The sequence below is a fragment of the Pseudalkalibacillus sp. A8 genome (assembly GCF_045920555.1).
Taxonomy (GTDB): domain Bacteria; phylum Bacillota; class Bacilli; order Bacillales; family Fictibacillaceae; genus Pseudalkalibacillus.
The window spans coordinates 3,652,355-3,672,404 of sequence record NZ_CP174509.1; the positions used below are offsets into that span (position 1 = coordinate 3,652,355).

Annotated in this window: 23 protein-coding genes; 4 read left to right on the plus strand and 19 right to left on the minus strand. The window is 39.4% G+C overall.

From position 1 onward, the window contains the following. The first annotated feature begins 38 nt into the window (after positions 1–38). On the plus strand, positions 39–515 hold the full coding sequence (locus ACJROX_RS18880; RefSeq protein ID WP_408006748.1) for a hypothetical protein: 477 nt from the start codon (positions 39–41) through the stop codon (positions 513–515). 130 nt (positions 516–645) lie between these two features. Next, positions 646–831 (plus strand): DUF2759 domain-containing protein, encoded by a 186-nt coding sequence (locus ACJROX_RS18885; RefSeq protein ID WP_408006749.1) that lies wholly within the window; start codon positions 646–648, stop codon positions 829–831. A gap of 53 nt (positions 832–884) precedes the next feature. On the opposite strand, the gene ACJROX_RS18890 is transcribed toward ACJROX_RS18885, so the two are convergent. The 3 genes from ACJROX_RS18890 to ACJROX_RS18900 are packed head-to-tail and all read right to left on the minus strand — an operon-like array spanning position 885 to position 2,681. After that, positions 885–1,187 (minus strand): MTH1187 family thiamine-binding protein, encoded by a 303-nt coding sequence (locus ACJROX_RS18890; RefSeq protein ID WP_408006750.1) that lies wholly within the window; start codon positions 1,185–1,187, stop codon positions 885–887. A gap of 12 nt (positions 1,188–1,199) precedes the next feature. Further along, complete coding sequence (locus ACJROX_RS18895) at positions 1,200–1,970, minus strand: ABC transporter permease (RefSeq protein WP_408006752.1); 771 nt, start codon at positions 1,968–1,970, stop codon at positions 1,200–1,202. A gap of 6 nt (positions 1,971–1,976) precedes the next feature. After that, complete coding sequence (locus ACJROX_RS18900) at positions 1,977–2,681, minus strand: phosphate ABC transporter ATP-binding protein (protein WP_408006753.1); 705 nt, start codon at positions 2,679–2,681, stop codon at positions 1,977–1,979. Between the two features lie 215 nt (positions 2,682–2,896). Between ACJROX_RS18900 and ACJROX_RS18905 the strand changes: the two genes are divergently transcribed. Further along, positions 2,897–4,420, plus strand: coding sequence for a BCCT family transporter (locus ACJROX_RS18905; protein WP_408006754.1), 1,524 nt, complete (start codon positions 2,897–2,899; stop codon positions 4,418–4,420). A 148-nt stretch (positions 4,421–4,568) separates the two neighbouring features. Here the strand turns inward: ACJROX_RS18905 and ACJROX_RS18910 are convergent, their stop codons facing one another. The 9 genes from ACJROX_RS18910 to ACJROX_RS18950 all read right to left on the minus strand — a co-directional run bounded on the left by ACJROX_RS18910 (position 4,569) and on the right by ACJROX_RS18950 (position 13,339). Beyond that, positions 4,569–4,697, minus strand: a complete 129-nt coding sequence (locus ACJROX_RS18910) for a hypothetical protein (RefSeq protein ID WP_408006755.1) — start codon at positions 4,695–4,697, stop codon at positions 4,569–4,571. A gap of 41 nt (positions 4,698–4,738) precedes the next feature. After that, on the minus strand, positions 4,739–4,981 hold the full coding sequence (locus ACJROX_RS18915) for a hypothetical protein (protein ID WP_408006756.1): 243 nt from the start codon (positions 4,979–4,981) through the stop codon (positions 4,739–4,741). 105 nt (positions 4,982–5,086) lie between these two features. Beyond that, the gene (locus ACJROX_RS18920) at positions 5,087–5,296 is read right to left on the minus strand and encodes a hypothetical protein (protein WP_408006757.1); all 210 of its coding nucleotides are present in this window, start codon (positions 5,294–5,296) and stop codon (positions 5,087–5,089) included. A gap of 165 nt (positions 5,297–5,461) precedes the next feature. Beyond that, the gene (locus ACJROX_RS18925; RefSeq protein WP_408006758.1) at positions 5,462–6,652 is read right to left on the minus strand and encodes a M14 family metallopeptidase; all 1,191 of its coding nucleotides are present in this window, start codon (positions 6,650–6,652) and stop codon (positions 5,462–5,464) included. 213 nt (positions 6,653–6,865) lie between these two features. Next, the gene (locus ACJROX_RS18930; protein WP_408006759.1) at positions 6,866–8,740 is read right to left on the minus strand and encodes an LTA synthase family protein; all 1,875 of its coding nucleotides are present in this window, start codon (positions 8,738–8,740) and stop codon (positions 6,866–6,868) included. A gap of 496 nt (positions 8,741–9,236) precedes the next feature. Continuing rightward, positions 9,237–10,205, minus strand: a complete 969-nt coding sequence (locus ACJROX_RS18935) for an ROK family glucokinase (RefSeq protein ID WP_408006760.1) — start codon at positions 10,203–10,205, stop codon at positions 9,237–9,239. A 12-nt stretch (positions 10,206–10,217) separates the two neighbouring features. Beyond that, complete coding sequence (locus tag ACJROX_RS18940; RefSeq protein ID WP_408006761.1) at positions 10,218–10,409, minus strand: YqgQ family protein; 192 nt, start codon at positions 10,407–10,409, stop codon at positions 10,218–10,220. A gap of 105 nt (positions 10,410–10,514) precedes the next feature. After that, entirely contained in the window at positions 10,515–11,975 is a 1,461-nt protein-coding gene (locus ACJROX_RS18945; protein WP_408006762.1) for a spore germination protein, read from the minus strand. Positions 11,976–12,286: 311 nt separating this feature from the next. After that, positions 12,287–13,339, minus strand: coding sequence for a M42 family metallopeptidase (locus tag ACJROX_RS18950; RefSeq protein WP_408006763.1), 1,053 nt, complete (start codon positions 13,337–13,339; stop codon positions 12,287–12,289). 92 nt (positions 13,340–13,431) lie between these two features. On the opposite strand from ACJROX_RS18950, the gene ACJROX_RS18955 reads away from it, so the two are divergent. Further along, positions 13,432–14,307, plus strand: a complete 876-nt coding sequence (locus ACJROX_RS18955) for a hypothetical protein (protein ID WP_408006764.1) — start codon at positions 13,432–13,434, stop codon at positions 14,305–14,307. Between the two features lie 70 nt (positions 14,308–14,377). On the opposite strand, the gene ACJROX_RS18960 is transcribed toward ACJROX_RS18955, so the two are convergent. From ACJROX_RS18960 to ACJROX_RS18990, 7 genes are all read right to left on the minus strand, one after another. Continuing rightward, positions 14,378–14,554 carry a hypothetical protein gene (locus ACJROX_RS18960; protein ID WP_408006765.1) on the minus strand — a complete coding sequence of 59 codons (177 nt, stop codon included), beginning with the start codon at positions 14,552–14,554 and terminating at the stop codon, positions 14,378–14,380. Positions 14,555–14,704: 150 nt separating this feature from the next. Next, entirely contained in the window at positions 14,705–15,808 is a 1,104-nt protein-coding gene (locus tag ACJROX_RS18965; protein WP_408006766.1) for a M24 family metallopeptidase, read from the minus strand. Between the two features lie 449 nt (positions 15,809–16,257). Then, a complete protein-coding gene (locus tag ACJROX_RS18970; protein WP_408006767.1) occupies positions 16,258–16,551 on the minus strand; it encodes a DUF5316 domain-containing protein in 294 nt (97 codons plus the stop codon). 43 nt (positions 16,552–16,594) lie between these two features. Next, positions 16,595–16,789 (minus strand): hypothetical protein, encoded by a 195-nt coding sequence (locus ACJROX_RS18975; RefSeq protein ID WP_408006768.1) that lies wholly within the window; start codon positions 16,787–16,789, stop codon positions 16,595–16,597. A 217-nt stretch (positions 16,790–17,006) separates the two neighbouring features. Next, positions 17,007–18,464, minus strand: a complete 1,458-nt coding sequence (gene nhaC / locus ACJROX_RS18980) for a Na+/H+ antiporter NhaC (RefSeq protein WP_408006769.1) — start codon at positions 18,462–18,464, stop codon at positions 17,007–17,009. Between the two features lie 339 nt (positions 18,465–18,803). Next, entirely contained in the window at positions 18,804–19,397 is a 594-nt protein-coding gene (locus tag ACJROX_RS18985) for a molybdenum cofactor guanylyltransferase (RefSeq protein WP_408006770.1), read from the minus strand. Between the two features lie 17 nt (positions 19,398–19,414). Further along, entirely contained in the window at positions 19,415–19,987 is a 573-nt protein-coding gene (locus ACJROX_RS18990) for a 5-formyltetrahydrofolate cyclo-ligase (RefSeq protein ID WP_408006771.1), read from the minus strand. Between the last annotated feature and the right edge of the window lie 63 nt (positions 19,988–20,050).

Consider the following 20,050-nt stretch of genomic DNA (forward strand, 5'->3'; position numbering starts at 1 on the left):
AATACCAATTCTATTGGTATAAGGAAAGCGAGGTAACTATGCAATTTGTCTATGGCGTTGAACATCGTGATTTAAAGGCTCACTCTTCTGGTTTCTCCAGCCAATTTGTACGTAAAATTGCCGATACGGCTAATATCCTTGATCGTGACGACCGCTTGTGCATTGTCCAAACTGAATCTGAAAAACAAGCACTTCAAGATCTTTTTGAACAAGAGAATCTGTTTGAAGAGGCATTTGAGCTATACCCGCTTCAGTCACCTGTAGCTACATTCAATACGGATTATGGTTTCGTTTCATCCTCGAATCACGTTTACCTGTATAAGGAAATGACGGTCCCTTTTCGAATAGATGAGGGAAATGAAGAAGAAATCAAGATGGCCATTCTTCAAATGGAAGAACATATAATCGCAATCGATGAATCTGTAAACCCGTTCGTCTATTTTGCAGATCGACAACAGGGAGACCTCATCAAACAAATCGCTTCAGCTTATCAAGTGTCCGTCACACTTTTGTAAGGAATGGAATCTCGACAAGCAAACAAAAAACAGGTACAATAGGATAGGCAATCATTCTATTACATAGATTGTTTTCGGAAGAATAGGTTATAGTAAAACTAACAAACAACAACATAAGGGGGGAAAGTTTATGGCATTGGCAATCATCTTTGGCCTTGTAACCCTTTTCGCACTCTGGGCGTTATTTAGAGAATTTAAAAGGAAAAATATTTTTGCATTAGGTTTTGCCTTCTTGACTGTTGCAGTATTTGGATGGTTTACGGTGATGACCGTAATCGATATCTTCCATACTGGTGGTTGGGGCGGCGGACACTAATCCGTCTACATGAAGAAAGATTGACCGACACGGTCAATCTTTTTTCATTAGTTTTATAATTTTTGATCTACGGATTCTACTTTGTCTTCCATGCTCACTTGCTTGTCCCGTCGGTCATCTAAGCGGATGTTCGTTGAAACCCGTTCAACGCCGTTCTTGAATGGAACTTCGTGAATTTGCTGAATCACATCGAATAAATCAGAAAGCTCCCCTTCGATCAAGGTACTCATCGGAGTCAACTTATAAGTGACCTTGTCTGAATTCTTATCAAGGACCTTTTGGACTTCTGCTACCTCTTCACTCATACTCGGGGTTTTCGTTCCTAGCGGTACTACCGTTACATCAACTATAGCCATTGTAACCCTCCTCTAAGAATTTATATCGATTAGTTGCATTTTATCATTAAAATAAAATCTGTAAAGTAATATGGTCACCATCATCGCACAAACTGCGACAGAAACAAAAATGCTTAGTGAGATGACGATTTGATATCGGACAGCATCCATCGGTGAAACACCGCCTAGGATCAATCCAGTCATCATACCAGGTAATTGAACTAATCCGATCGTTTTCAATCCGTCGATATTCGGGATCATAGCCGCCTTCAGTGTCTTACGAACGATTTGTAACGATGCTTCCTTTGGAGTAGCACCCAGGGATAAGGCTGCCAAAACCCTCCCTTTCTCTTCTCTGAACTGATCCTGCAATCGCTCTAAAGCAAGTCCAATTGCGATCATGCTATTCCCAATCACCATTCCGCTGATAGGAATCACTTTCTCAGCAGAAAAAGGGATGTACCCGAACAATAACCATAAGGAAAGTATAAACACTTCTGCCAACGCAATGATCATGAATACAACAGGAAATACATAAGGGATGTTCTTTCCTTTTCTGGCTGCGTTTAAAGTAGCTACAACGACCATCACTGCAACCCATAAACCGATCCCTTGCCAGCTAGGCAAATCAAATAGAAAGGACAATACATAACCGATAATGAAAAGTTGCGCTACTCCACGAATGGAGGACCATATGATTGTTTTCGACAGATCCAGCGAAAACCAGTAAGAAAGGGATACTGGAATGAAGACGAAAACGATGATAAATAATAACGATAGGTTCGATATTTCAGTACCTTCCATTGAATCCTACTCCTTTAAAAACTTTTCAAAATGGTTTGTCTGCGGATGCTCGAACATTTCAGAAGTAAGCCCTCTCTCAATAAGACTCCCTTCCTCAATATATAAGGTTTGTTCTCCCATTCTTTCTGCCTGTTTGAGGTTATGAGTGACCATCAATATCGAGACTTCTTTTTCATCCCTTAAGCGGATTAGAATCTCTTCTATATGTTCCGTTGTCTTTATATCCAAAGCGCTCGTTGCTTCATCGAGCAGTAGGACAGAAGGCTTATTAGCGAAAGTCCTCGCTATAGCTACACGTTGCTGTTCCCCCCCTGATAATGATGTTACATGACGCGACTTAAAGGATTGTGGAAGTTCCACCAGATCCAGCAGGCGGTCAACATCGCACTCTTCTAATTCATCTCGTAGTTTTGGTCCATATTGAATGTTTTCTTCTGCTGTTCCATCAAATAAATAGGCCGATTGAAAGACCATCCCGATTTCACACCGCAATTGGGTGACAGCTATATCTTTGATGTTCTTACCTAAATAATAAATTTCCCCTGATGTCGGTTCTTCTAATCGGTTCAATAAAAATAACAAACTGCTTTTCCCTGCTCCTGAAGGTCCTACCACTGTTGTGATCTGTCTACGTTTAATATCAAATGAAAGGTTTTTCAAGTGATCTGTAGATACATCCTTACACGTGATGATCGATTGATTCCTGTCCATATAATTCCTACTCCAATTTTCTTTATTGTCTAATAGTCTTTACCTGAAACGCCGACTTTACAAACCCTAAGTGAAAGTTTAACACAGAATAATCAAACAGAATTTACTTTTATATAAAAAGCAACACATAGTTTATTGGACGTAAGGGAATAAGTCTTATATACTAGGTAATTCCGGCCTATTTTTAAATATTCACATTAGACAAGGAGAAATTTATGAAAAAAGTCACTTCAGTATTTTGGATTACCTTAGCCATTACGTTATTTGCAGCTGTTTGGGGTTCGTTAGCCCCTAAGAACCTCGAAGAAATTACTGGAACGATCCAAACGTATATCTCTGTTCATTTCGGCTGGTATTATCTATTGATTGTTTCTTTGTTTGTAATTTTTTGCTTATATATGATCTTCAGTCCATACGGTAAAATAATACTCGGAAAACCTGATGATGAACCTGATTATAGTTATTCAACTTGGTTTGCTATGCTCTTCAGTGCTGGTATGGGAATCGGGCTTGTTTTCTATGGGGCAGCAGCACCGATTTCGCACTATATGAAAACTCCTCCACTAGCTGAGCCTGGTACAGCATCGGCAATACAGGATGCGATGCGCATATCCTATTTCCATTACGGTGTACATGCCTGGGGGATCTATGCTATCGTTGCACTCATTCTCGCCTATTTTAAGTTCCGTCATGGAAAGCCCGGGTTGATCAGTGCAACGCTTGAACCAATCTTTGGAGATAAAATGAAAGGTCCTCTAGGTACAGCAATCGATGTTATCGCTGTATTTGCAACGATTGTAGGTGTCGCAACAACTTTAGGATTCGGTGCAGCCCAGATCAATGGTGGTCTCACTTATCTGCTTGGAATCGATCAAGAGTTTTGGATTCAACTTGTCATTATCATAGTGGTTACAATCTTGTTCATGATTTCTGCTTATACTGGATTAAGCAGAGGGATTAAGTACTTGAGTAATCTAAATATGGGTCTTGCAGTCCTTTTGTTCATCATTATTCTCATAATCGGCCCGACACTTTATATATTGAATACTTTCACAAATACTCTGGGTACTTACTTGCAAACTATAGCAACAGAAAGCTTCCGTCTATCTCCAGAGAATGGGGATGAACAACAATGGGTCATGGATTGGACTGTCTTTTTTTGGGCGTGGTGGATTGCATGGTCTCCGTTTGTTGGAATTTTTATTGCACGAGTATCAAAAGGACGTTCAATTCGCGAGTTTTTATCAGGAGTCTTACTCGTCCCTTCCCTTGTCAGTTTCTTATGGTTTTCGGCGTTTGGGATGACAGCTATCCAAACTCAAAAAAATGGTGCTGACATTGCTGGGCTTCCGGATGAACAAGTGTCATTCGGTGTGTTCGATCAGTTCTCTTTTGGTGTTGTATTATCTATTCTCGCCATGTTGTTGATCGGAACCTTCTTCATAACATCGGCCGACTCGGCTACATTTGTTCTAGGAATGCAGACGACCAACGGGGCCTTGAATCCTTCTAAAAAGGTCAAATTTGTGTGGGGGATCGCACAATCAGGGATTGCAGCTGTATTTTTATATACCGGGGGACTACAAGCCCTTCAGAATGCATTAATATCAGCAGCATTCCCATTCTCTTTAATCATGGTGCTTATGGTTTACGCATTCTTCAAGGCAATTAGAAAAGACAAAGCAGAAGTTGAGAGAAACAAACTGAAGAAATTAAGAAAAACACTCAATCGTCCCTAACTAAAAAAGGCGTGTCCTGCAGAGTGGCAGTAGACACGCCTTTTCCCATTCAGGTAGTCAAGAATTTATCCTACTTTTGTAACTCTTTGGATTTCCAGTTCAAAAATAAAGGCATAACCCCTTTAAAAGTCATGGCCCTATATATTGTCTATTCTTTTATTGCTTCATATGTAATGGTTTGGTTTGCTTTGGTTGGATATTGATCGTACTTGTAACTTGCCGATATTACGATTTCAGTAAATCCGATATTTTCAAGAATCATCCTGAACTCTTCCACTCCATACCACCTTAGGGGGAATGGTTCCAGTTCTGTTTGTATCAACGTACTTGTCTCCATTTTTCATAACGTCCATATGAAACCGTATATTGATTGACATAATCAACCTTTACTACTTTATTCTCCATAGTTATTACATCGCCGTTTTCACAATCCCAAGTTCGGGTGGAGACTTTACCAATTGGAATATCCGTTTGGAGAAAGGTATCCAGGATCAGCTTACCTCCATGATCAAGATGGTCATAACGTAAAAGATTCCATACCCGCTTCAAACAAATGTGCATCCAGGCCTCCGGCTTCACAATTTGCACGGAACTCAATGATGTCTTTTTCAGTTTTTATTCTCAACAGGCATTCCCTCCATTAAAGCATACAGTGTTACATAAGGATTAAGATCCATTATGATTATTATTTTTGCCAAACCAAGGTGCAGTTGCTTTTTCGTATGCTTCATCCTCTTGTTTCTGTTTATTTTTCTTTTTGTTCAATTCGTCACCATAAAATTCATTGGATTTAAAATTAAATCGGATCACTCCCCAAAGGAGCGCGTAGAGCAAAAAATGAATTATGCTTAAAGGGATCCAGACGCTGCTACTCATACTACCTCCCTCCACTTTTACTTACGTTTTAGATAATAGAATGTTTCGTGTGTTAAGAGCATTTACATGAAAACCCCTATTTCCAAACTAATAAGCTTATTATGAAAGCTTTCCGTTGAATTCCGATTTTGAAAAAGTAAAAAATCACACCTTTAAGTGTGATTTTTACATATATAGACTGGCAAGCATGATACCTAAAGTTTCTTGATAGATTTCATCATATTGGCTTAATGGCAGAGGGTTGACACCTTCACCGAGTTCGACGGTATATCCTGGACGTTGCCATTCTTGAATATACCAATCTTTATAGCCAGCATAACTGTCTAAATACCGAACCGCTTTATAACCGCTTACTCGTTCAAATTCATTTACAATCGTTTCTGCGTATGGTGGCTCTAACCCTTCATATCCCCAATAGATTTCTTCTCCTTGCGTATGGAAAGCGATGGTCCGGTCAAAATCCTCTCTACGTGTCAATTCTGCCATAGCAATCGTTTCGGGCTCACTTAATGGTCTTTCTCCTGGATAGTCTCTTGGAGCAGGAGCTTGTGGCTTCCTAGGTTTTTCCACCTCCCACTCAGCGGGGAACTGGTTGTTCAAGTCTACTCCTCTTATATTGGCCTTCCATCCTGAGAAATCTGTATTCCCTTGATTCAGTTCTAGCACATAATCCTTATAATACTCACATTCAGTGGGTCCATTCAGGACCAGATCGACTCCATCGGGATTTACCATGGGAACAATCGATATGGTAACCCCATCATAAAAAGGCGACATGTCCAAAGCTCGGATCATCCATTTGTTCGTTAAAGCTAGCAAATAGTCATTCAAAAAATTCATTATGACTGCTGTGGTGATCCATTCCTGAGCATGAAAAGCCCCATTCATATGGACTTTCTTTTCTCCATTCCCAATTTGGATCTCTGGAATTGACTTTCCAAGCACTGAGTTGCCAATCGATTTCGCCCTGATAAAAGGATATATCTGTCTTAAAGATCTCAAGTTTTTCATCATCGTTACCGAGTCATAATTCATTTTAGGATTCACGTAAGGAGTGACTACTCTAACAGGCAGGGTAATGATTTGTCCAATTTGAAGATTGCTTGGAGACAAATCAGGATTCATAATTGTGAGGGCATCAAGTGCCAGTTTTCTTCTTTGTGAAATCTTATAAAAGGTATCCCCTTTTTGTATGGTGTATTTTTCTGTTTTGTATGCTGGTATTTCTATGTCTGAACCTACTTGTGGACTAGATGGATTGAGCTTACGGTTTGAATCGATTACAAGGCGGAGAGGTACATTGAACAATTTGGCAAGATACCATAGTGTATCTCCTTTTCGTATTCTTACCTTCATTTTAATTCCCTCCAAATAACCATTCTCCCACCATATATATGGCTCAAATGTTCAGTTATGAATCATTTTATGTATGATTTTAAGGAAGGCTGGGTAGGGCTTGATTTTGATAGATACTTGGCAAAGACAGCCCTTTCTTAAGGGTTGAGCCTTAGTAATGTTGATCAGATAAAAAAACCGTGCCAACTTTCGGTTGACACGGTTCTGGATCATCTATTCGTCTTTAATTGTACCTGTCTTCGGATCGAAGAAACGTAGCAAGTCTCCATAAACGATACGATCAGAGTAATCAAGCTCTTTCTTCGCTTTTTCCATATATGGCTCACAAGCTGTTTTCTCTACTTTTTCACCAGACTCTTTATCGTAACAAGTGTTATCAGTATATACGTGATCTTTAGTAATAAAGCTTCCGTCACGTAATACTGCAAAGTCTTGACGTTCTTTAGAGAACAAGTCAGATCCAAATTGGATGGTATTCTTGGTATCTTTTCCTAGTAAGTGCATGATCGTTGGTCTTAGGTCGACTTGCCCCCCGACAGTATCCATCACTTTACCATTTCCATTTCCAGGAATGTGGATATACATCGGTACACGCTGCAGCTGTGTCGATTCGAATGGTGTGATTTCCTTACCAAGGTATTCTCCCATAGCTTTGTTATGGTTTTCTGAGATACCATAGTGATCTCCATAAAGTACGAAAACAGTGTCTTCGTACATGCCTTCATTCTTCAGGCTATCGAAGAACATCTTAACAGCTTCATCAGTATAACGTACCGTTGTGAAGTAACGGTTAACTGTGCCATCATTGGACGTCCACTCTGGGATGAATTCATCTTCCTCTTCCAATGTGAATGGGAAGTGGTTCGTCAATGTGATGAACTTCGTGTAGTAAGGTTCAGGCATTTCTTTCAAATGATCAACGGATTGTTGGAAGAAGAATTCGTCCTTCATGCCCCAACCGATCGATTGCTCAGGTTTAACATCATAATCCGTCAATGAATAGAACCTATCATAACCAAGTGATTTATACATGATATCACGGTTCCAGAAACTTTTGTTGTTAGCATGGAGATTTGCAGTATAATATCCATTATCCTTCAACAGCTCTGGTGTCGCTTGATATTCATTTTGTGAATGAGTGAAGAATACTGCTCCACTTGGTAAAGGATATAATGAATTATCCAATAGAAATTCTGAATCAGACGTTTTTCCTTGACCTGTTTGGTGATAGAAGTTAGGGAAATAATACGTATCCTCATCATTCTTCAAATCGTTTAGGAATGGTGTGATTTCCTTCCCTTCCACTTCGTTATCAATTACAAAATTCTGTACTGACTCAAGTGAAACCATCACTACGTTTTTACCTTTGGCTGCACCGAACATTTCTGGGTTCGGTTCTTTGTAATCAGCTTTTACGTAGTTTTCAATGTCAGCAATTTCACTCCCATCAGCAAGAGCACGTTGAGCCTTTGCTTTTGACTGAATGATCGCATCATAAGCATGATAGTTATACGTACCGATATTCTTGATCAGCATTTCACGGTCAAACGAACGTGTCAATAATTGCGGACGCTCAGTTTCAGCAATACCGACGTTTACGATAAATATAATCAAACTTGATGCGAAGACAAGTCCAATTTTTTTGGATGACAATTTAGGTGCTTCTATCTTACGTACTTTCATGTATATTGCCAGAACAATAATATCCACGAATAGTAAAAGATCATATGGATAAATTAACGATGTGATACTACTTCCTAGGTCACCCATGTTACTTGTTTGGAATAATACCGGAATCGTAATAAAATCATTAAAGAAACGGTAATACACCATATTCGCAAACAAAATGAATGACGCAATAAAATTCAATAGCAACGTAGCAATGTTTCGGGTTCTTCCTGAAAAAAACAATGCAAAAGCCATGATGAATACTACTGAACTAAGCGGATTGATAAAAAGGATTATTTCTTGAACAGCATTTTCTATTTTAAGATCGAACGAAATTTTATATACCAGATACGATTTCAACCATAGTAAAACACCTGTGATGATGATAATCTGATATTTTGATAGGGTGTTTTTCAGCATCGTATAGTTACCTCCTTGACTTGATGACTCATTATATTTTTGTTTGGATCCTCATAGTTTTCGTACTTGTAATTTCTTCACTTTTGTATTTTCTTCACATTTGTATTAACTTCACTCGTTTTTCACATGATTGTTATAATACTCCCTTTTATATATTTTTTCAAGAGAAATTTAGCCTTTTTCAATTAATTGTAAATTATATTACGCTTACGTTAAGATACCTATCCCCTATTGAAAATACCGTTAAACCTATAGACGACCAAATAAGAAAAAAGTTTTAAGTTTGTATACAATTTGCAATAATTTCACACTTTGTTCATACTTTTTATGTAAACGTCCTAGGATCATATCGCTGAATCTTCTTCCAGCCATTACTTTTCGCCTACATCAGCTATTTTCAAGCCAAGCCATTATATGAAAAAAAAGAGTCAAAAATGACCCTTTCTAGATTTGTATAGTATTCGATTATTCTAAGTACTTTACGAGGATACGAATATTAATCATTGCGTTTTAAAAATAAAAGACGAGCGGAACCGATGACTCCTGCGTCATTCCCTAAGCTCGCAATTGCAAAATCGGAACCCTCCTGGACTCTCGGCAGTGCAAACTGCCCGAATACTTTCTTCAACGGATCCATCAACTGATCACCAGCTCGTGATACACCGCCTCCAATGACAATTCGTGAAGGATTGATTACATTCGCCATGTTTGCAATCGCAAGTCCGAGATGATGAGTGATAATTTCTATCACCTTATTTGCCCATTCATCCCCTTCAGCTGCACAGGTAAACACATCTTCAGCCGACACATTCCCCTTTTCATTCAACTTTTTATGAAGCATGCTGGCAGGGTTTTCTTCCAGTCCTTCAGTAGCGATTCTTGAGATGCCTGTCGCAGATGCGATCGTTTCGAGACAGCCTGTCTTTCCGCAGTTACAAGGTGCACCATCTTCAACGATCGATGTTATATGGCCAATTTCCCCAGCCATCCCATTCGCTCCATGAAGAATTGTCCCGTTTGAAATGATGCCACCACCAATTCCAGTACCTAATGTGATACAAATCAAGTCAGATGCTTGTTTTCCTGCACCTTTCCACATTTCGCCGAGTGCAGCAATATTCGCATCATTTTCCACTACGACCTTCAGACCGGTCTTTGACTCTAAGTCATCTTTTAGTGGGTAGTTTTCCCATCCAACATTCACTGCATGATAAATAAAACCGTTTTCCATATTGATGAAACCAGGTGCCCCAATTCCGATGCCATCTATATCGTTTTGTTTCCAGCCTCTGTTTTCCACCTTTTCTTTGATCGAATCGGCAATATTTTGTGATATATTTCTACCATTATTGCTTGTATCCGTAGGTATCCCCCATTTATCTACAATATTACCATTTCGATCTACAATGGCCATTTTGATCGTTGTTCCGCCTAAATCGATTCCAATCGACATTCTATCCGTCATATAACTCATCCTTTAATTCAATTTATTCTGTTCACTTTTTATGATTAGGATTGCTTTTCTAAATTCTTCGTTGCTGATCATCCCATTTTGGAATAGTTCTTGTATTTCGGAAGAATACATTTCCAAGTCTGCACTGCGATTACCAGTATATATAAATGTGCCGAAGCGCTTCAAAAATTGTTGCACGTCCAATATTGTCTTCATAATGAATTCACCCAATCGTATTATATCATTATTATTCATTTTAAAAAGGAATGAAAATATGAAGAAAATCAAAGACAAAATAATAGAGAAGCAATAGCTGCTTCCCTAACGATCGGGGTCTTTCGGATGTAATACTGTAGGTCTTCGATTTTTGAGTGGAATCGGAGAACGGACCAGTACATCTCTGAATCCTTTATATGAAAATGGGATGAACGGCCACAAATAAGGAATGTGGAAGGATTTAAGCCGTGAGAGCAAAATGATCCATAATGTGGTCCCTATCACATAACCAGGCAGAGCGAATAGTGCTGTCAAAATCAAAAGTAACAAACGAGTCAATCGATTCGCAAGACTGAGTTCATAGGTCGGTGTAGCAAATGACCCTATAGCGGCGATTGAAATATACAGGATGACTTCATTGATGAACAACCCTACATCTACTGCCACTTGTCCAATCAGTATCGCAGCCACTATTCCTAAAGCGGTTGCTAATGAGGATGGTATATGGACAGTTGCCATCCTCATGATATCTAAACCAACCTCAATAAGGATGAGTTGGATGAACAGGGGTACATCCCCTGCTTTTTCCAGCCCGATAAAGGCGAGCTGGACAGGCATCATCTCAGGGTTGCTCGAGAACAAATACCACAGAGGCAGAGAAAAGATGGACAGTAAAACAGCGAAAAAACGAACAAATCGAAGATATGCCCCGACCACCGGTTTTTGTCGATATTCCTCCATATGCTGCAAATGGTGCCAAAAAGTTGCGGGGGTTATCAAGACACTTGGTGAACCGTCGACAAAAACGAGCACATGTCCTTCATAAAGGTGGACAGCAGCAGTATCAGGCCGTTCTGTATACCTCACTAATGGGTAAGGGTTCCAATGCTGTCCGCATATAAATTCTTCAATGGTCTTTTCCGCCATCGGAATGCCATCGGTATCGATCTTTGACAATGAGTCTTTTATCTTTTCCACAATTTTAGGATCGGCGATATCTTCTATATAGGAAATACAGATGTCTGTCTGTGACCTTCTTCCGATCTTCATATATTCCATACGTAAGGAACGGTCACGGACCCGTCTTCTTGTCAAGGAGGTATTAAAGATAATCGTCTCGACAAATCCATCCCGAGATCCACGCACAACCCTTTCCAAGTCAGGTTCCGATGGTCCCCGGACTGGATAGGTCCTTGCGTCAATCACTATCACAGTGTCTACCCCTTCAACGATCAGAAGGCTTGGTCCCCCTAGTGAGAAATCAATCGCTTTTTCAAGATCCTTCTGTTCTTCTATCTCCATGTACGGAAGGTGAGTACGCATCAACTTCGTCAAAGGATCAGGGTCAAGATCCTCAGGTTCGAGTTTTGATAGTAGCTTCATCAAATAGTGCATGATTTCATCTTTAACAAATCCATCAATCATGAAAAGACTCATGCTTTTTCCGGCATAATCCAGCTCAAGATGGATCTGGTCGAAGCTTTTGCCTATTCCAAGTTCTTCTTTAATATAAGCAATGGTTGCATTGTAATCTTTGATCTGTGGAACTTCTTTATCTCGAGTCATTTTCCCCACCCTTTCAATTACCATCATTAACCAATCATAATATTTACATACTTGGACAGGGGTTTTTTGTGGGAAAAAGAAAAAGCACTGATCAGCTCAGTGCTTTTTCCTTGGCCTTGTTATTCTTCAGTGTTGATTTCTGCAAAATTCACTCCCTTTCGGCGGGCTAAAGAAAAGCGGAAGCGACCCGCTTAGTCATGTAGGTCGCTGGAAAACTGTCGAGGAGGCTGCGCCGCCGCAGGAGTGTCTTGAATTCGGTAAAGAAAAATCGCTATTGGAAATCAACTACTGGATTTAACAACGCCTTTCCTTTAAGAATTCATATTCGATTTCAGATAGTGATAAATCAATCGTGCTGTATGTAACAGTGAAGTTTCATGAGTACGTTCGAATGCGTGGGATGCATCGATACCCGGACCGATCAAAGCATGTTTCAGATCGTAGCCGGCTCTGATAGCAGCAGAAGCGTCAGAACCATAGAAAGGATAGATGTCCATCTTGTATTCAATATGATTCTCTTTCGAAAGGTTCTCAAGGTGTTTTCTCAGCCCGAGATGATATGGTCCGCTGGAGTCTTTTGCACAAATGGATACAGTGAATTCGTCTGTTGCCTGTCCGTCTCCGATCGCCCCCATATCAACCGCCAGATACTCTTCTGTTTCACTCGGTATGTTAGAGTTACCGCCATAGCCGATTTCTTCATTATTGGAAATCAAGAAATGGGTCGTAAACGGAAGTTTAATGCCCTCTTCTTTTAAAAGCTTGATGACATGCATCAATAATGCAACACTCGCCTTATCATCAAGATGTCGGGATTTGATGAACCCGCTCTCTGTGATTTCGACACGAGGTTCGAACGACACAAAGTCCCCTACGGAAATCCCTAATTCTTTGACATCCTGTTCGGATTTTACACGCTCATCTATACGGACTTCTATATTATTTTCATCTCGTTTGGCATCGCCTGCTTCTTTGTAAACATGAACTGAAGTTTGGTGCATGAGGATTGTACCCGTAAAACGTTTGTTTTCAGCTGTCTCGATTTGACAGTATTCCCCTTCGACATGGTTCCACCTGAAACCACCGATCATCGTTAATTTCAATCTTCCGTTCGATTTGATTTCTTTAACCATCGCACCAAGCGTATCAACATGGGCAGTCAAAAACCGATGCCGATCATTATTTTCCCCAGATAAAGTTACGAGTAATCCGCCTTTATGATTTCGTTGCGTTTCCAAACCTAGCTTGTTGAAATATTCGTCTACATGCCTGATAACTTGTTCCGTATTCCCAGATGGGCTTGGGATTGATACCAAATCTTTGATCAATTCCATTATTTCATTCGTATTGACTTTCTGGCTCATATTTTCCGTTCCCCCTCAAAACTATTTCCTTCTAAACTACCGGACAAGTTCATATTTTATATGGATAGGATGTCGATGGAGGTTTAAAAGGTATGAAAAAACAAGTGCTTATCTTTCTAATTCTAGTGACGGTTACGGCAACGTCCCTCTATATGTATAATAACCAAACTTCCAAAGTAAAGGAAAGTATTATCTATTTTCCAATTGATCCATCAGTGTCTTTTACTTCAGCAGAAACAGAAGTAATCCTTCTTGAGGAAAAGGATGAAGACGAATATGAAATCAGATGGAAAGTGAATTCATCTCTTGGTAAAAAAGCTTATTTAAGGCAGGACATATCGTTACTGTATGAAGATGGGATGTTAAAAGATACGATGTCTAAATGGGAAGAAAACACCGATACACTTCAACAGAGAAAAGTTGTCACGAATGAAGACAGCGGGCATTTTGAAGCAATCAGCTTCCATCATGCAGAATTACATTACCCGAATGACATAATCAAAAGCGCACAAACCATGAGCTATGATCAACTCTATGTCATCGACACTCCGCTCCAACCGCTGGAATCATTCAAAACTCCTGAGAACGAAGAGGACCTTGACAATAAAAAAATGTTGGACCATGCCACAAACCAACAGCTAAAAGTTGTGTGGCATAACTTGATACGCTACTTCAATGTGCCTATAGAAAATTATTATGTTCTTCCTTTGACTAAACTTTATGATTATTCAATGCTTCCATTACCAGGCCTATCTAAAGAAAAAACCGACCAAGTGATCGGCGGCTTGTGGGAAGGAATTTATAAAAATTATTTTCTTGGGATTAAATTGCCTGACGGACAAATCGAATCACCAATCGGCAGTAGTTTGCCACTTATTTTGGTAAGTAAAGATATGAGTCATTTGATGTTCCTGACAGAATCAAAATCAGGAGAAAACATACAACTGATTCAATATATCAACCCTTAATGTATTGGAGATATTTAAATAAGAAGAAACTCGTTGCACAGAGAAAGACAACTAGTAACCTTTCCTCCACTTAAAACATGTCTTGTACTATTTTATCACGAACACCAGGCATTCTTAAGAATCCGCGGATTGCAAGTGTACGTAAAATTTTCATACCAAGAATCAAATTTAACAGCTTGTAGCGATTCTGATACATCAGAAATGCAGCAACAGCTAGGAGCATCCATTTCACTAAACCATATCTCATCATCCAAACCACCTTTCCTTTCATCTATACTATCTGATAATGGCAAAGGAATTATGCAATATTTTTTATGAATGTAAGCAACCCTGCTCAGTTTTGCGTTTAATCAAATTTAAAAAGAGACCAACCTTCAGAAGGTTGGTCTCTTCATCTTTATCCGCGTATGATTTGAAGTTCTTTAGGAAATTTGGTCAGTGTCTCATATCCTTTCGAAGTGACAAGAACATCATCTTCAATACGGACACCGCCAACATCAGGTAAATAAATTCCTGGTTCAATCGTGTAGGTCATACCTTCTTTTAATAGATTGTCGTTATTTTCACTCATAGACGGATATTCATGTACATCGATTCCGATACCGTGTCCGATTCTATGAGGGAAAAAGTCACCATAACCTGCATTTGTGATGATTTCTCTCGCTTTTTTATCAAGATCACCAAGACGAGTGCCCGGCTTTGAAATTTCTAATGTCTCAAGCTGGGCTTCCAAGACAATGTCATAAATCTCTTTTTGCTTATCACTGACCTCTTCAAAAGCCACAGTCCTCGTTATATCAGAACAATAGCCATCCAATACAACACCGAGGTCGAACAAGACAAAATCGCCTTTCATAAGTTTTCGATCACCGGGATTTCCGTGAGGCTGGCCCGATTTTTCACCGAATAAGACCATTGTGGAAAAAGACATTTCACGAATCCCTTTTTTCTTCAATTCATATTCAATCGTAGCAAGGACTTCCATTTCTGTGCATCCTTCTCGTAATGCGTTAATACCTGTTTCAACTCCAAAATCAGCTAATTCAGCCGCTTTACGGAGGATACCCAGCTCTTTTTCATCTTTTATAAGCCTTAGTTCGTGGAGCTTTTCCTCTGCACTTGTAAAAGATACAGAAGGATACATTTTCATAATTTGCTCTGCACGCTCATATGAAATTGTTTCTTTTTCAATGGCAACTTGATCCACTGTAGTTATGCCTCTTGTTTTAAGTGCTGATTGGATCATTTCCCATGGATTATCTGCATCACCATGTCCGATGATCTCATATTCCCACCCTGCATCTCTTGCTTGAGATACTTCCATACCGGGACAAACTAGGAATGGTTCATGTTTTGGAAAGATGAATATACCTAATAATCTTTCATGGGGTTCACAGTTGAAATTCGAGAGATAGAAAACATTGGCAGAAGAATGAACAAATGCTAAGGTTTGCTCTGTTTCTTGCAGCCAATTTGAAAACTGCTTTAAACGTTGATTCATTGTAAACCACAACCTTTTGATATTATTCTATTGAAAACATACCGCTATGTATAACGTTAGTCAACAAAGACACCCCCTATCACTATATATAATGGAATACAGAGTAAATAGGGGGCTCTATAATTGGAGAAAATGATCAACATCATAAACGGTGTCTGCGTCTAGGAAGCAGACCTCTGAAAAGTGAACGTGGAATAAATGTGACCAAACGTATTAATCCACTTATAAGTCGCATTATTTTCCTCCTTTTTTACTTTTAATACACTGGTTCACTTTTTATCATCATTTGAAACATTAGCTCCATACCCCTCATGCCCTTATCCAAAATATTCTTTAATTTAGATGAACCCGATTTTTCTACTCCGAAATTTCTCCCGTTCACTAAAAATTGTTTAGTCATATTTCTGCAAAAAAAGGCATTACTTCTGCTTTGAAGTAATACCTTAATATTAAACAGCCCATATAATCTGTATGATTGCTGCTGCAAGATTAGGTATCCCGAATACCAGGATGCAATACGCACACTTGTTTCGATTCTGTCGTTGATACCTCGTTTCGGTGTTGTAATTCGCCCGTAACTGAGTTCCGCTGATAAAGGCGCCTAAAAGGATTCCACTTAAAAGAACAGATATGAGTCCGACCGTACCGCAAAATTTATAAACAAAAGTCGGGTCATCCACTATTACACTTGTGATAACTGAAATGACCAATAAAAACAAACCTGCACAAAAAGACTTTTTCACATCTGCTCCTCCCATTACGTGGAAACTCGCCTGACTGAAATAATTATTCTTTCTCCATTTGCTCTTCCAATACCTTTTCAATTTCTTCATCAGACACGACTTCTTCCGGATATTCTTTAATTTCATAATGCTTCATAATCATATCCAGTTTAGATTTGATCAATGAAAGGCTATACAGTACATACAGGATGATAAGGAGCGGCAATAGATACAACACATACCCGAACAAAATCTCCATATGATCAGCCCTCTCTTTAAATTAGGATTTCTCACCTCATGTCTATATTTAATTTTATGAATCCAATGATTGAAAGTATTACTTTTAGAATCGGCACCCCTGGTGTTGCGTCCGAAGTGACCAACTTGTGCGCTTATACTGAAGAGTTAAATACTTTCTTACAGTGAGAAATCAACATCAACCTTTAACAACACCTTAAACAAAAAAACTGCTTGGATCAGCGTTCCAAGCAGCGAAAGAATAAAATCTTCAATCTATGTCTCACATCGTTTCCTATACCGATTCCTGAATAGCCGAGCAGAATTGTAAACAAAGGTGATAGGAAAAGGAAGAATACATAAGGCAAATAACTGAGCACGTCAATTCCTAGAGTCGAGGCAAAAAATGCACCGCTGACTCCCCATGGAATCAATGGGTTGACGAGTGTTCCAGCATCCTCTAACGTCCTCGATAAATTCCTCATATCAATTTGCTGTCTTTCAAAATGAGGTTTGAAGGATTGGCCTGGAATCAAAATCGATAAATATTGTTCACCAGTCAGTACATTCACACCAATTGAAGAGAGAGCCGTAGTTGCAATTGTGTTGCCCCGGCTTTTGATTTTTGTTTCCAGCAGACTCACGAATGCTTCAAGCATGCCAAGGGCACGAACCAGTCCTCCTAGTGCTAAGGCAATCCAAATGAGGGAAATAGACCACATCATAGACTGAATTCCACCACGATTGACAATTTCATCGACAGTTTTGTCGCCAGTCTGCATCTCAAATCCATTTTGCAGCATGTTGATAATTGCCGAACCAGACATTTGCCCCTGAACAAGCAGTATGGTGAGGATTCCTGTAATGACACCAGTCACTAATGCTGGAATTGTAGGGAACCGCATCAGGGCTAATACAATGACCACAAGAGGTGAAAGTAAGGTCCAACTACTGATGTTAAAGGATTGGGTCAGTTGTCCTTGAACATTCTCTATCGAAGTTAATGCTCCGCTCCCATCAGTTCCTGTACCCATGATGAGAAAAATAACGATTGTTACAACCAATGCAGGGATCGTCGTCCACATCAAATGCTTTATGTGGTTGAATAATGAGACACCAGCTACAGCAGGTGCAAAATTCGTTGTATCTGAGAGTGGAGACATTTTATCACCAAAACATGCTCCACAAATAATCGCTCCAGCTGCTAGGCCAGGATGGATACCTAGACTTGCTGAAAGTCCCATCAAGGCGACACCGACCGTACCGATGGTTGTAAAAGAACTGCCCGTAAAACTTGAAACGATAATCGTGACGAGTAATGCACTTATCGTAAAGAATTGTGGTGAAATGAGATCTGTCCCGTAGAATAACATTGTCGGTACAGTCCCGCTCATCATCCATGTCCCGATCAACATGCCGATCACCATCAATATAAGGACCGGTTTGATTCCAACGATGATTCCATCTATCAACCCTTTCTCCATCTCATCCCACGTGTATCCGAATCCTTTTGCAAGAAATGCAATGGACACAAGGGAAAGGAGAAGAGGGATATGTGGTTCGGTTTTTAAAATCAGCATTGAGTATAAAATAATTCCTACTAGCAAAATTAATGAAACAAGTGAAAAAGTTAAGCTTTTCTTAGATGTCATCTTTCTGTTCCTTCCTTCTTTTCCATCTATTTTTAGATTAACCATTAATCAAAGAAAAAAGCTGTCGACTTAGGCCACAGGGGCAAATTCATCGCGGTACCACCCTGCTTGACGTGTTCAACAGCATCAACTCTACATTGATAAAGGTTATGAAACCTATAAGCTCCACGAATGTAATTTCGTTCAGTCCCTTCCTTAGCTTCCACCAACCGCTAAGTCTCTGATGTTTTGAAGAAGACCAACTACTGCGTTCGCTTCAATGCTTTTATGCGTTCAAGTATGAATGTATTTCTACTATAAAACCTTTTAGACAATACGTCAAGAATTTTTCCCGATAAACAACTTAAAAAAACACTTTTACAGTGATTTCTGTAAAAGTGTTTTTCAATGGGATATTTCTGTATAATCTGACGGTGTATTCACATTTTTGAAACATGTAATCATTTCTTCCGATTTATAGGAAACGTAAATACAATCTATACTTCCGAATAAATCGGTCAGACGTCTTTTTTTATTCTTCAATAGACCAATAATGTGAGGGAGAATCGAGGATGAATATAATGCAGCTAAGGGCTGAACACAATTTTCTGTACATGGGATTACACTACATTCAGGTTTTAAGAAGGCGTGGATACTTGCCAACTGCTTAAAGATCCGTCCCTCCATGAGAGGCATATCACATGCTAGGACCAGATAGTGAGAGGCTTCATAAGCTTTCATCCCGCTATAGATTCCGGCAAGTGGACCTTCACCTTTGACCTTAGGTTCATCCATGATGATTGTGACGCCTTTTTGTACGGGTATGGATTCTCTAATTGAAGGATGGACAACAATCACCAGATGTTCGACAAATGGCTCAAGTATGTCTATTGCCTTTTTATAAAAAGGGATGCCATCAATTTCTTCCAAGGCTTTAGGTGTTCCATATCGCCTTGACTCACCACCTGCTAACACTATCCCAGCATATGTTGTTGCCATATGATCCCTCCTAAACATTATAATTCTGTATTAAGAATTTTATCGGGCATCACTAAAAGATCAACAGGTTGATCAAACGATTCTGTCGGTACCCTTTCCGTCAGTTGGACTGTATGCAAAAGCGATATGGTGGGACCATTGTAACGCTTTAAATAACGATCGAAATATCCACCGCCAAACCCGATACGATAACCGTTTGGATCGTATAATAAACCAGGAACAATCAATAAATCAATTTCGACGGGGTCAACTATTTCTGTCTTAGACACTATGGGTTCTTTAAGCCCGAAAAATACGATTTCAAGTTGGTCAAATGAGGTCAGCTTTCTAAAGTCCATCGAGTGATCATGGGAATTACATTTTGGTACAACTACCGTCTTTCTTTGTTCCCAAGCTTCTTGGATGATTGGATATGTATTGATTTCATTCCCTCTTGAAACAGTGATCCCAATCGTTGTCGCCTTCTTCCATACATCAAGCTGGAATAATTGTTCCCTGATTTTTTCTTCATTGATTTCCTTTACCGATTTCGAGAGTCCAGATAATTTTCTCTGGGTAGATTTTCTGAGCTCATTCTTCTCTGTAATCATAACTTATCCACCTTACTCGACAATTTTTGCAGGAGGTTTTTAAAAGGTTAAACCGTTAGATTG

Bases quoted from the DNA above. Each gene is read 5' to 3' on its own strand.
- ACJROX_RS18885 (WP_408006749.1), top strand. From the start codon at position 646: ATGGCATTGGCAATCATCTTTGGCCTTGTAACCCTTTTCGCACTCTGG.
- ACJROX_RS18930 (WP_408006759.1), bottom strand. From the start codon at position 8,740: ATGCTGAAAAACACCCTATCAAAATATCAGATTATCATCATCACAGGT.
- ACJROX_RS18945 (WP_408006762.1), bottom strand. From the start codon at position 11,975: ATGACTCGAGATAAAGAAGTTCCACAGATCAAAGATTACAATGCAACC.
- ACJROX_RS18955 (WP_408006764.1), top strand. From the start codon at position 13,432: ATGAAAAAACAAGTGCTTATCTTTCTAATTCTAGTGACGGTTACGGCA.
- ACJROX_RS18920 (WP_408006757.1), bottom strand. From the start codon at position 5,296: ATGAGTAGCAGCGTCTGGATCCCTTTAAGCATAATTCATTTTTTGCTC.
- ACJROX_RS18950 (WP_408006763.1), bottom strand. From the start codon at position 13,339: ATGAGCCAGAAAGTCAATACGAATGAAATAATGGAATTGATCAAAGAT.
- ACJROX_RS18890 (WP_408006750.1), bottom strand. From the start codon at position 1,187: ATGGCTATAGTTGATGTAACGGTAGTACCGCTAGGAACGAAAACCCCG.
- ACJROX_RS18940 (WP_408006761.1), bottom strand. From the start codon at position 10,409: ATGAAGACAATATTGGACGTGCAACAATTTTTGAAGCGCTTCGGCACA.
- ACJROX_RS18935 (WP_408006760.1), bottom strand. From the start codon at position 10,205: ATGACGGATAGAATGTCGATTGGAATCGATTTAGGCGGAACAACGATC.
- ACJROX_RS18925 (WP_408006758.1), bottom strand. From the start codon at position 6,652: ATGAAGGTAAGAATACGAAAAGGAGATACACTATGGTATCTTGCCAAA.
- ACJROX_RS18895 (WP_408006752.1), bottom strand. From the start codon at position 1,970: ATGGAAGGTACTGAAATATCGAACCTATCGTTATTATTTATCATCGTT.
- ACJROX_RS18965 (WP_408006766.1), bottom strand. From the start codon at position 15,808: ATGAATCAACGTTTAAAGCAGTTTTCAAATTGGCTGCAAGAAACAGAG.
- ACJROX_RS18960 (WP_408006765.1), bottom strand. From the start codon at position 14,554: ATGAGATATGGTTTAGTGAAATGGATGCTCCTAGCTGTTGCTGCATTT.
- ACJROX_RS18900 (WP_408006753.1), bottom strand. From the start codon at position 2,681: ATGGACAGGAATCAATCGATCATCACGTGTAAGGATGTATCTACAGAT.
- ACJROX_RS18915 (WP_408006756.1), bottom strand. From the start codon at position 4,981: ATGCACATTTGTTTGAAGCGGGTATGGAATCTTTTACGTTATGACCAT.
- ACJROX_RS18985 (WP_408006770.1), bottom strand. From the start codon at position 19,397: ATGGCAACAACATATGCTGGGATAGTGTTAGCAGGTGGTGAGTCAAGG.
- ACJROX_RS18880 (WP_408006748.1), top strand. From the start codon at position 39: ATGCAATTTGTCTATGGCGTTGAACATCGTGATTTAAAGGCTCACTCT.
- ACJROX_RS18975 (WP_408006768.1), bottom strand. From the start codon at position 16,789: ATGGAGATTTTGTTCGGGTATGTGTTGTATCTATTGCCGCTCCTTATC.
- ACJROX_RS18990 (WP_408006771.1), bottom strand. From the start codon at position 19,987: ATGATTACAGAGAAGAATGAGCTCAGAAAATCTACCCAGAGAAAATTA.
- ACJROX_RS18905 (WP_408006754.1), top strand. From the start codon at position 2,897: ATGAAAAAAGTCACTTCAGTATTTTGGATTACCTTAGCCATTACGTTA.
- nhaC (WP_408006769.1), bottom strand. From the start codon at position 18,464: ATGGTTAATCTAAAAATAGATGGAAAAGAAGGAAGGAACAGAAAGATG.